The sequence below is a fragment of the Vibrio sp. 1F253 genome, from assembly GCF_041439295.1.
Taxonomy (GTDB): domain Bacteria; phylum Pseudomonadota; class Gammaproteobacteria; order Enterobacterales; family Vibrionaceae; genus Vibrio; species Vibrio tasmaniensis_A.
The window spans coordinates 59983-70619 of record NZ_JBGONU010000024.1 but is presented as its reverse complement, the minus strand read 5'-3'; the positions used below and the strand labels follow the sequence as shown (position 1 = coordinate 70619).

The following is a 10637-nucleotide window of genomic DNA, read 5'->3' as shown; positions in this document are numbered from 1 at the left end:
GATTAAAACGCTTTTATCTCGAACAAAATTTAACCACGAAAGGTCAACACGCCCTAAAGCCTTATTTAGGATAGTTAGCCGATACAGCTATTTTTTGTCTGGCGAAAGCCCCTAGAAACTTTGATGATTGGGAAGTAAAACGATGAGCGCACCAAAGACTTGGGAATCCATTATTAATGATGAACGTGACAAAGAGTACTTTCAGAGTGTCCTCGCGTTTGTTGAACAGCAACGCAATAGTGGGAAAACCGTCTACCCTCCTCAAGAGCAGGTGTTCAGTGCCTTTGATATGACGCCTTTCGAGTCCGTACGCGTGGTTATCCTAGGGCAAGATCCTTATCACGGCGCTAACCAAGCTCATGGCTTAGCTTTTTCTGTACTGCCAGGTGTAAAAATCCCTCCTTCTCTACGTAATATGTACAAAGAGCTTGCACAAGATATAGAGGGCTTTGAGATCCCGAGTCATGGCTACCTCGATTCTTGGGCATCTCAAGGGGTGTTGATGTTGAACACTGTCCTTACAGTAGAAGAGGCAAAAGCCCACTCACATGCTAAGTGTGGTTGGGAAACCTTTACCGATGCCATTATTGCAGAGCTCAATCAGCGCTCTGAACCGATCATCTTCTTGTTGTGGGGCGCACACGCCCAGAAGAAAGGCCAAGCGATTGATGCAGACAAGCACCATGTGTTGGTTGCACCTCATCCATCACCATTATCAGCACGCCGTGGTTTCTTCGGTTGTCAGCACTTCTCAACAACCAACAAGCTACTTTCTTCTATGGATCAACAATCTATCGACTGGCGTTTACCAACATAAGTATAGGTTGGTGGTTTTCTGAGCAGGGTCAAATCATAAATCAGCATCTTCGTATACACTTATAAACAGTAGGTGTAATGGAGTGCAATACTATGATGATTGAAAGGATAAGACGAGAGCATGGCTATATGGCTCGTTTGCTCGCGATACTCAACAGTAAGTTAGAGTTTCTGAAACAGGAGCGAGAAATAAACTATAGCCTGATCGCAGAGGTGGTTCATTATCTCATGGACCATTCAGACAAGGTGCATCACCCGAAAGAAGATGTTATTTATCGTTACTACCTTAAGCAATATGGCAGTGATCAAGTGATTGAAGACTTGGAACTGGAGCATCAATTGCTTTCTGAGAAAACGGCGGACTTTTTAGGTGTGGTCGATATGATCCTTCAAGATGCGGTGGTTCCTCAACAAGTATTTATTGAGCAGCTTGAAGCTTTTGTTAAAGCTCAACGAAAACACATGGAATATGAAGAGAAGCATGTGTTACCAATGATTGTTGAGTCGTTCACTGTTAAAGATTGGCAAGAGGTGGAGTCTCAATGGCTTCAACCTGAAGACGACCCTGTCTTTGGAGAGACAATTGCTGATGAGTACCGCCAACTCGCGGCTCGCATTCGACAGAATGAACAAGAGTGCGTTTAGCCAGTTGTCATGTTGAAGCGTGACTATTTTAGATGCTCTCTATATTAGAGGGCTAGTTCCCAAATGATGCTTTGAGCGGATTAAATACCTCATAAAATAAAAAAGGCACCTATTACAGGTGCTTTTTGCTATCTGATTTCTTATCGTGCTGATTAAAGCTTTATATCGTCAAGGCTAAAATCGAGACCTAGGTTCATCTCTCTAAGCTCTTTCTCAAGCTGTCTACGATCATTGATTGCCTCAATTTCACGCCATTTACGTTTGAGTGGTTTAGAGCGTGTTTTTTGAGTGGTACGAGGCATTTCTAGTTCTGATAATTCATCGAATTGAAAGCTATCCATAAGCATATCTCCTTCCGTGGGATTCGTTCTTACGAACCATTAAATATCATATTTAAGTTCACAATAACCTTGATTTGTTTCTCATTTGTTTCAAATGTATGAAGTTTTTGTTCTGTTTTATTATGCATGCTCACACATTTCGGGGATTTTTGTGTACAAAAAACAAGCAAACAAACTTAAGTAAACGATTAAATTAGGGGGGATTGAATGTTAATTCATTGTGCAAATGGAATAGCATTTTGACTATAGTGCATTTAAGTGCGCATTGTGCCGTGTAGTATAGGGATCTCATTACCCTAGAAAAAAACACAGATCTTCACTATACCTTGTAAAACCTAGGCTGGCGTCATCTTTACGGGATGGTGTTTTTGTTTTTGTGGTGCCTTAGTTTTTGTTGATATTATGTCCCGACAATGTGACTTTTATTAGGCGCTATTGTTGAAAGTTGTGTTAACAAAAGGTGTATTATTAGTGAAATGTCATTTAGTATGCGTTTATTTTCATATTGATTTTTAGGCCGTCTCGCTGCATTATCCGCCCGTCAAAAAATACACCGATACGTAAAATGGATGCATGAAGCGACATTTACAATCTAGATCGCAACAAATAAATATAAATCTAATGCCGACACAACTATTGACACTGGCATAGGTGATCTAGAGGAAGGCTAGGAAGCAAGATCGGTGCTTAAACTCAATTACGAGGTTCACGTGACAGACTTAATCAATTTGATGAACGATCTCCTTTGGGGATCTATCTTAGTTTACTTACTCGTTGGTGTGGGTATCTACTTCACTGTACGACTAGGTTTCATTCAATTCCGCCATTTCGGCCACATGTTTTCTGTTCTTAGAAACAGCCGTAAAGCAGACAGTGCAGGTATCTCCTCTTTCCAAGCACTTTGTACTAGTCTAGCAGCACGTGTCGGTACGGGTAACATGGCTGGTGTTGCTGTAGCACTAACCGCTGGTGGCCCTGGCGCTATCTTCTGGATGTGGCTAATTGCCATGCTAGGTATGGCAACATCGTTTGCAGAAAGCACACTGGCACAGCTATACAAAACGCGTGATAACGACGGTAACTACCGCGGCGGCCCTGCATACTACATGGAGAAAGGCCTAGGTATGCGTTGGATGGGGGTTCTATTCTCTATCTTCCTAATCATTGCATTCGGTCTTGTATTCAACGCGGTTCAAGCGAACGCGATTGCAAGCGCAATGAACACGGCATTCGACTTTGAGCGCAGCTACGTTGGTGTTGGTATCGTAATCATCTCTGCATTCGTTATCTTCGGTGGTATCCGTAAGATTGCTCGCACTGCAGAAATCATTGTTCCAATTATGGCACTGGCTTACTTAGCTATCGCTATCTACGTAATGCTAATGAACATTGAGAAAGTGCCTGAAGTTCTGGCTCTTATCTTCAAGAGTGCATTCGGTCTGCAAGAAGCAGCAGCGGGTGGCCTAGGTTACGCAATCGCACAAGCGATGATTAACGGCATCAAACGTGGTTTGTTCTCGAATGAAGCGGGTATGGGTTCTGCGCCAAACGCAGCAGCTTCTGCTACGCCTTACCCACCGCACCCAGCATCACAAGGTTATGTGCAAATGCTAGGCGTGTTCATGGACACGATTGTTATCTGTTCTGCAACAGTAGCAATCATCCTGATGTCTGGTGAGTATGTACCACACGGTGAAGTAACGGGTATCGAACTAACGCAACGTGCACTAACAGCACAAGTCGGCGAATGGGGTGGCATCTTTGTAGCGGTAGCGATTTTCTTCTTCGCTTTCACTTCAATCATTGCAAACTACTCGTACGCAGAAACAAACCTTATCTTCTTAGAGCACAACAACAAGAAGGGCCTAGTGCTGTTCCGTATCGTTGTACTGGGTATGGTTATGTTCGGTTCTCTCGCGACACTGCCAACGGTATGGGCATTGGCTGACGTATCGATGGGCTTAATGGCGATTGTGAACTTGGTAGCGATTATTTTGCTATCGGGTATCGTGATTAAGCTAGCGAAAGATTACAACCGTCAATTAGACGCGGGTAAAGTACCCACGTTCGATGCGGATGATTTCCCAGAGCTTAAGGCTCAATTGGAAGATGGTATTTGGGTTAACAACAAGAAGAAGTAATCTTGTTGGAGTGATTCATCACTCATCCTAAAATCATTAGAAAGGCTAAGGTTTCGACCTTAGCCTTTTTCTTTGCCTGCGATATTTTCTTTATTATCGATTTTTCTTTGTAAGAGATTCTTCTTTGTAAGCGACTTACAGCTAGATCTGTCTATCAAAGTAATAGGAAGAGTCATAAAGACAAGTTGATGTTTTTTCTATACTCTAGCTGCATCCAGTTAGATAACCGATTAGGGTAAAGTTATGTTAGTTGTCGTTTCTCCAGCCAAGACATTAGATTACGAATCACCATTAGCGACTGAGCGCTTCAGCCAGCCAGAGTTTGTTGAACACTCTGCAGAGCTTATTGAAGAGTGCCGCAAGCTGACACCTGCTGATGTTTCAGCTCTGATGAAAGTAAGCGATAAAATTGCTGGGCTGAACGTAGCGCGCTTTGAGCAATGGAGCGAGACCTTTACCCAAGACAACGCACGCCAAGCAATCCTAGCCTTTAAGGGCGATGTGTACACTGGCCTAGATGCTGAAACACTGTCGGACGATGATTTTGACTACGCACAGAATCACCTGCGCATGCTTTCTGGCCTATATGGGTTATTGAAGCCATTGGATTTGATGCAGCCTTACCGCCTAGAGATGGGCACACGCTTAGCTAATGAGCGTGGCACTAACTTGTACCAGTTCTGGGGCAATATCATCACTGATAAGCTGAATGAAGCGTTGAATGCTCAAGGCGATAATGTGTTGATCAACCTAGCATCGAACGAATACTTTAAAGCGGTGAAGCCGAAGAGCCTTGATGGTCAAATCATCACGCCAGTTTTTAAAGACTGTAAGAATGGTCAGTACAAGATGATCAGTTTTTACGCGAAGAAAGCGCGTGGCATGATGGCTCGCTACATCATTGAGAACAAAATTGATTCAGTTGAAGCGCTGACAAAATTTGATACGGCGGGTTACTACTTCGTTGAAGAAGAGTCGAATGCGAAAGAGCTTGTCTTCAAGCGTGAAGAGCAAAACTAGCAGCCCTTGGCTAATTAGTTACTCTCGGTTTGAGTTTGAGTTTGAGTTTGAAATTAGAGGCCTAGTCATTTAGCCTGATAACAGGCCAGACAATAATAAGCCAGACAATAAAAAGCCCCATGCAGATAACTGCATGGGGCTTTTTATTGAATCATTGAAAGGCGGTTAGATTACTTGTTCTTAACGGCTTTCTTTTTCTTAGCGATTTTCTTTTTCTTAGCAATTTTTTGCTTAGCCACCGCTTTCTTGTCTTCTTTCTTCGGCTTTTTCTTCTTCGTTACCGCGGCTTTCTTGTGCGTTGGGCGCATGCCTTCGATGAAGCGCTCTTTGATCGCATCTTCAGTGTAACGAGCAACACGTTCAATCATTAGTTGATCGTGCGCTTCAATGATAGAAACCGCGTTACCTTTCTTACCTGCACGAGCCGTACGACCGATGCGGTGTAGGTAAACATCTGCTGTACGCGGCATGTCGTAGTTAATAACGTGGCTCACATCTGGAAGGTCGATACCACGAGCTGCGACGTCAGTTGCCAGCAGTACGTTGATAGAACCATCGCGGAAACGAGAAATCGCGTTGTTACGACGATCTTGAGGCATTTCACCTTGGATCCATACACAAGGGATCTGTGCACTTTCTAATTGAGCTCGTAGGTCACCTAGGCGGTCACGAGTCTTCAAGAAGATGATGCTGCGTTCAGCTTGCTCTGTGATGATATGTTTTAGGATATCAAGCTTGTGCTTAGCTGAATCGGCACGGTGATACCATTGAGTGATCTTCTTACGTTCACGCAATGACGATTTTGCATCGATCTCTGCTGGATTTTTCAGAAGGTCTTCAGTGAAACCTTCAATACCTTTACCTTCTAGCGTTGCTGAGAAAAGTAAAGTTTGTTTACGCCAGCGACACTCTGCAGACAGACGGTCAACAACAGGACCAAAGCCCATGTCTAGCATACGGTCTGCTTCATCGAGAACTAACCATTCAATCGCACGGCAGTCAAAACGCTCGCCTTCAATGTATTCCATTAAACGACCAGGTGTTGCGACTACGATATCTTGAGTCGTACTTAAGATGTCAGCGTGCTCTTGGTACATCACACCGCCCGTGATCGTAAAGATATTCAGGCTGGTGTATTTAGCAAGCTCACGTGCTTGTTCGGTGATCTGCATTGCTAGCTCACGCGTTGGCGTCAGGATAAGCATACGTGCAGGGCCAGATTTCTTACGTGGGAAATCCAGTAGGTATTGCAGTGCTGGCAATACAAATGATGCTGTTTTACCAGTACCTGTTGGCGCAGAAGCCAAAACGTCTCTTCCATCTAACGCTTGTGGGATTGCTTCAGCTTGTATCTGTGTTGGGCGTTCGTAGCCCATTTCGTCAATTGCTTTAAGCAGCTCTTGGTTTAGATCGAGTTCTGCAAAGGTTCTGATCACTGTTGTTTCTCCACAAGCAATAAATGTTTCTGCCTCAAAAAGCAGACGATAAAAAAGAGTAGTCGGACATTATAGAAGCATTAGTGATTAGGATCACATGGTATTTGCTACATCTTGAGATAAAAATCTTTAGTAAGGGCAATAAATGCCTCGCTATAACCGCCATCGTGATGGATCGTAAGCGATTCACGCTGCAAATCTTGCTCGCTAACAGGATCTTTAGATAGTTCAAACAGGATTCTGCTTGGCGGTTTTTTGTCGGTTGTTTTCACATCAAGGCGCTTTGCTAGGTACCAACCACATTGCTCGGCAAGTTTGATGAAGCCTTCTCCTTCTGGCGTTGGGAGTATAAAACTGGCGGTGGCGGCATCAGTCGTTATCTCGAAACAACGCTGAGCAAGCTCAAGGTGATCCAAGCTGTCGGTGTGTCTCGCGGTGGCTCTTTGGCTTTGCTGTGCCTGCTCTCCAGAGTTGAAGTAGGGCGGATTACAAATTATGGCATCAAATTGTTGCGAGAAATCCGTGGTTAACACGCTGTCGTGATGAAGGGAGATACGATCTTGCCAAGGCGACTGCTCAATATTGACTGTGGCAGCATCAATGGCGTGCTGATCAATATCGATCGCAGAGATTGAAGCATCCTCAAAACGTTGTGCTGCCATTAAGGCTAATAGCCCTGTTCCAGTGCCTATATCGAGTACTAATGATTCAGGGGCAAGGTTAATCCATGAGCCGAGTAGTACTCCATCGGTGCTAACAGGCATGCCGCTCTGTCCTCCGTAAATAGAGAACCTCTTAAAATTGAAGCTTTTAGTATTTATCGTTTTGTCTTTCATGAATATTCTGATTATCGAGATATTTTAAGTGATTAGCTCTAATGTTAACTATTTGTGTAAATTAATATTCTAATTGCTTATCTATTGTTGCTAACAATGATTGGTTGATAATTATGTTAATCTGCGTATGTTTAGTTTAATTCACTACTTTTTGTTTATATATGCAAATTTATATGGCGTTTTTTTATGGTGACTTGCAGCTAGCCGAGTGTTTCGTCATTATGCGCGACTATTTTAAAGATTGATTGGCAGCTTCTCGCTGTAACATTCATGTAAGCACAACATAAACTCATAAATATAATTAAGGATTATCTGTGAAACAGAGTCTAAAACTAACAGATATAATGGCATTGGGCTTTATGCTTTTTGCGTTTTTCTTAGGTGCGGGTAACATCATCTTCCCACCTCTAGCTGGCCAATTAGCTGGTGATCACTTTCTTCCAGCGATGTCTGGTTTTCTGCTGACTGCCGTTGGTCTGCCGTTAATCACTATCGTCGCGGTCGCAGTGGCGGGTGGTTCATGGGGTCATCTAACCAAAGATCTTCCTAAGCAAGCAGCAACTATCATGGCTGTACTGAGCTTCATCATCATCGGTCCTGCATTTGCTGCACCACGTACCGGTCTTGTTGCTTATGAGATGGCGGTGAAGCCGTTCTTCATTGATGCGACTCAAGTTCATCTAACTCTCTTTTCGATTGCATTTTTTGTGGTAGCGATGTTCTTCTCATGGTCACAAGGTAAGCTTATTGACGTTATTGGCAAGGTACTTACGCCTGCACTATTCGTTGGTTTGGTTGTACTGGCAGTTGCTGTGTTCATTAACCCACAAGGTGATGTCCTTGCGGCTCACGGTGAGTACATCACTCAGCCACTGACCAAAGGTTTCCTTGAAGGCTACAACACCATGGATACTTTTGCTGCTTTGATGTTTGGTATGCTGATTGTTGACGCAATTCGCAGTAAAGGCGTGACTGACCGCGCAGCAACAACTAAGTACCTAATCAGTGCGGGCTGTATTGCCGCTGCGGGTCTAGCATTTGTTTACATCTCTCTGTTCTTCCTGGGCGCAACAAGCGCAACAGTTGCAGCGGGTGCAGATAATGGCGGCGCTATCTTAAGCCTATACGTCCAATCTTTGTTTGGCCCTTCAGGTCAACTCGTGCTTTCTGTGATCGTACTATTGGCTTGTCTAACGACGGCGATTGGCCTTGTATCAGCATGTTCTGATTACTTCAGCTCGTTAACACCTCTGTCTTACAAGACCTGGGTAATCATCAACGGTGTAGCTTGTGCAACCGTAGCGAACGTTGGCCTTTCTCAGTTAATTTCTCTGTCTGTTCCAGTTCTGTTTGCACTTTATCCAGTAGCAATCGCATTGGTCGCACTGACATTCTTGCGCAGCCGTTTCCCTAATCCAAAAGCGGCTTACCGCGCAGTGGTATTAGTGTCTCTACTGTTTGCTCTTATCGATGGTGCTAAAGTTGCAGGTATGGATGTATCTGCAATGAACATGCTGCCATTGTTCGAAATCGGTATGGGTTGGTTGCTTCCAACGACTGCCGCAATCATCTGTATGTTCTTCGTTGGTAAATCAACAGAGCAAGAGATGGCTGAAGAGACTGTTTAATCTTCCGTTGAGATGACATTGTCCTTCGACATGAAATAGAAAAGGCCTCATTACTTCGCAGTAATGAGGCCTTTTTGTATTCTGTGATCTTTTAATATTCTGCTACTTAGCTACTTAGCTACTTAGCTACTTAGCTACTGAGTTACTTAGCTGAGTGTACTTCTGTTTGGTTATAGCTTTTCGCTGTACTCAACCAGTACTTGTTCAACCCAGCTAGCGATACGGTCGTCGCTCAGTTCGTATTGTGAATCTTCATCAAGCGCCAAACCAACGAATTGAGATTGGTCTTCAGTGAGAGCTTTAGACGCTTCGAACTCGTAGCTGTCATCGTTTGGCCAGAAACCGACAAACTCTGCGCCAGCGATTTTCAGCTCATCATGCAATAGACCCATCGCATCTAAGAACCACTCGCCGTAGCCTTCTTGGTCACCTAAACCAAACAGTGCTACAACCTTGCCTTTCATTGGCGTGGTTGCAATGTCTTCCCACAGTTCATTCCAATCTTCTTGGATTTCACCGAAGTCCCAAGTTGAGATGCCGAGCAGTAAAAGATCGTAGTCCGCCATCAATGAAAGAGGGGTTTCTTTCACGTTATGGATATCAACTAGGTCTTCACCAATAATGCCGCGAATTTTCTCTGCTGCCATTTCTGTGTAGCAGGTGGTTGAGCCGTAAAATAATCCAATTTTCATAGCAAACGTTCAATTTTAATTTCAGATGGCGAATTCTAACCATAAATCGACTTCGATTGCAGCGATTATCCGCTCAAGTCGTAATTTTTATGGCATTCATATTTGCTCTGGCATACTCTCAAAACAGTTTCCAATATTGTGAGTAACACTATGCAGTCGCCTCAAGGGCAGAGCGCAGACCACGGTCTAGTAGAACAGTTTTTAGATGCTATGTGGATGGAGCGAGGATTATCTGAGAATACGCTTGTCTCGTACCGTACCGACCTGTCTAAGCTTCTAACGTGGATGGAAAAGAACAATTACCGCCTCGATTTTATTAGTCTTTCAGGACTACAGGATTATCAAGGTTGGTTAGCCGATGCTGACTTTAAGCAGACTTCCCGCGCTCGTATGTTGTCGGCCATTCGTCGCTTGTTTCAATATCTACACCGCGAGAAAGTAAGAGCCGACGATCCTAGTGCGCTGTTGATCAGTCCAAAACTGCCGAAGCGCTTGCCAAAAGATTTGAGTGAAGAGCAAGTGGATTCGCTGCTTGAAGCGCCAGATCCAAACGATCCAATCGAGCTTCGCGATAAAGCGATGCTTGAGTTACTCTATGCAACTGGACTTCGTGTTACGGAACTCGTCAGTTTGACGATGGAAAACATCAGCCTAAGACAAGGCGTGGTGCGTGTTATTGGTAAGGGCGGTAAAGAGCGCTTGGTGCCAATGGGAGAAAACGCCGTCGATTGGATAGAGACTTTTATTGAACAAGGTCGGCCACAACTGCTCGGTGATAACAGCTCGGATGTGGTTTTTCCGAGTAAACGCGCTAAGCAAATGACTCGTCAAACGTTCTGGTATCGTATCAAGCATTATTCGGTCATTGCTGGTATCGACACGGAATTATTGTCTCCACACGTATTGAGACATGCTTTTGCCACTCATTTACTGAACTATGGTGCCGATCTCAGGGTCGTACAGATGTTGCTTGGACATAGTGACTTATCGACCACCCAAATTTATACTCATGTGGCGACTGAAAGGCTGAAGCAAATTCACGCTCAGCATCACCCACGTGCTTAAATCCATTTATTTTTAAG

10 protein-coding genes are annotated in these 10637 nt (G+C 44.1%); 6 read left to right on the top strand and 4 right to left on the bottom strand.

Going from position 1 to position 10637, the window contains the following annotated elements; translation table 11 throughout:
• Positions 1 to 142: 142 nt before the first annotated feature.
• Complete coding sequence (gene ung, locus ACED28_RS13460; protein ID WP_012603254.1) at positions 143 to 817, top strand: uracil-DNA glycosylase; 675 nt, start codon at positions 143 to 145, stop codon at positions 815 to 817.
• A 92-nt stretch (positions 818 to 909) separates the two neighbouring features.
• Positions 910 to 1461 (top strand): hemerythrin domain-containing protein, encoded by a 552-nt coding sequence (locus ACED28_RS13455; RefSeq protein ID WP_371710042.1) that lies wholly within the window; start codon positions 910 to 912, stop codon positions 1459 to 1461.
• 152 nt (positions 1462 to 1613) lie between these two features.
• On the opposite strand, the gene ACED28_RS13450 is transcribed toward ACED28_RS13455, so the two are convergent.
• Entirely contained in the window at positions 1614 to 1802 is a 189-nt protein-coding gene (locus ACED28_RS13450; RefSeq protein ID WP_009848419.1) for a DUF3545 family protein, read from the bottom strand.
• 710 nt (positions 1803 to 2512) lie between these two features.
• Between ACED28_RS13450 and ACED28_RS13445 the strand changes: the two genes are divergently transcribed.
• Both ACED28_RS13445 and yaaA read left to right on the top strand, forming a co-directional pair.
• Positions 2513 to 3943 (top strand): sodium:alanine symporter family protein, encoded by a 1431-nt coding sequence (locus ACED28_RS13445; RefSeq protein ID WP_009848420.1) that lies wholly within the window; start codon positions 2513 to 2515, stop codon positions 3941 to 3943.
• Positions 3944 to 4186: 243 nt separating this feature from the next.
• Positions 4187 to 4963, top strand: a complete 777-nt coding sequence (gene yaaA / locus ACED28_RS13440) for a peroxide stress protein YaaA (RefSeq protein WP_371710041.1) — start codon at positions 4187 to 4189, stop codon at positions 4961 to 4963.
• Positions 4964 to 5133: 170 nt separating this feature from the next.
• Here yaaA and srmB read toward each other — a convergent pair whose 3' ends face one another.
• Positions 5134 to 6399, bottom strand: a complete 1266-nt coding sequence (gene srmB / locus ACED28_RS13435) for an ATP-dependent RNA helicase SrmB (protein WP_009848422.1) — start codon at positions 6397 to 6399, stop codon at positions 5134 to 5136.
• 107 nt (positions 6400 to 6506) lie between these two features.
• Entirely contained in the window at positions 6507 to 7235 is a 729-nt protein-coding gene (locus ACED28_RS13430; protein ID WP_371708336.1) for a tRNA1(Val) (adenine(37)-N6)-methyltransferase, read from the bottom strand.
• Positions 7236 to 7549: 314 nt separating this feature from the next.
• On the opposite strand from ACED28_RS13430, the gene brnQ reads away from it, so the two are divergent.
• Positions 7550 to 8863, top strand: coding sequence for a branched-chain amino acid transport system II carrier protein (gene brnQ / locus ACED28_RS13425; RefSeq protein WP_371710040.1), 1314 nt, complete (start codon positions 7550 to 7552; stop codon positions 8861 to 8863).
• A 170-nt stretch (positions 8864 to 9033) separates the two neighbouring features.
• Here the strand turns inward: brnQ and fldB are convergent, their stop codons facing one another.
• Positions 9034 to 9555: a flavodoxin FldB gene (gene fldB / locus ACED28_RS13420; protein WP_009848425.1), complete on the bottom strand. Its 522-nt coding sequence runs from the start codon at positions 9553 to 9555 to the stop codon at positions 9034 to 9036.
• 150 nt (positions 9556 to 9705) lie between these two features.
• Here fldB and xerD point away from each other — a divergent pair, with 150 nt between their 5' ends.
• Positions 9706 to 10620 carry a site-specific tyrosine recombinase XerD gene (gene xerD / locus ACED28_RS13415; RefSeq protein ID WP_041472738.1) on the top strand — a complete coding sequence of 305 codons (915 nt, stop codon included), beginning with the start codon at positions 9706 to 9708 and terminating at the stop codon, positions 10618 to 10620.
• Positions 10621 to 10637 lie beyond the last annotated feature (17 nt).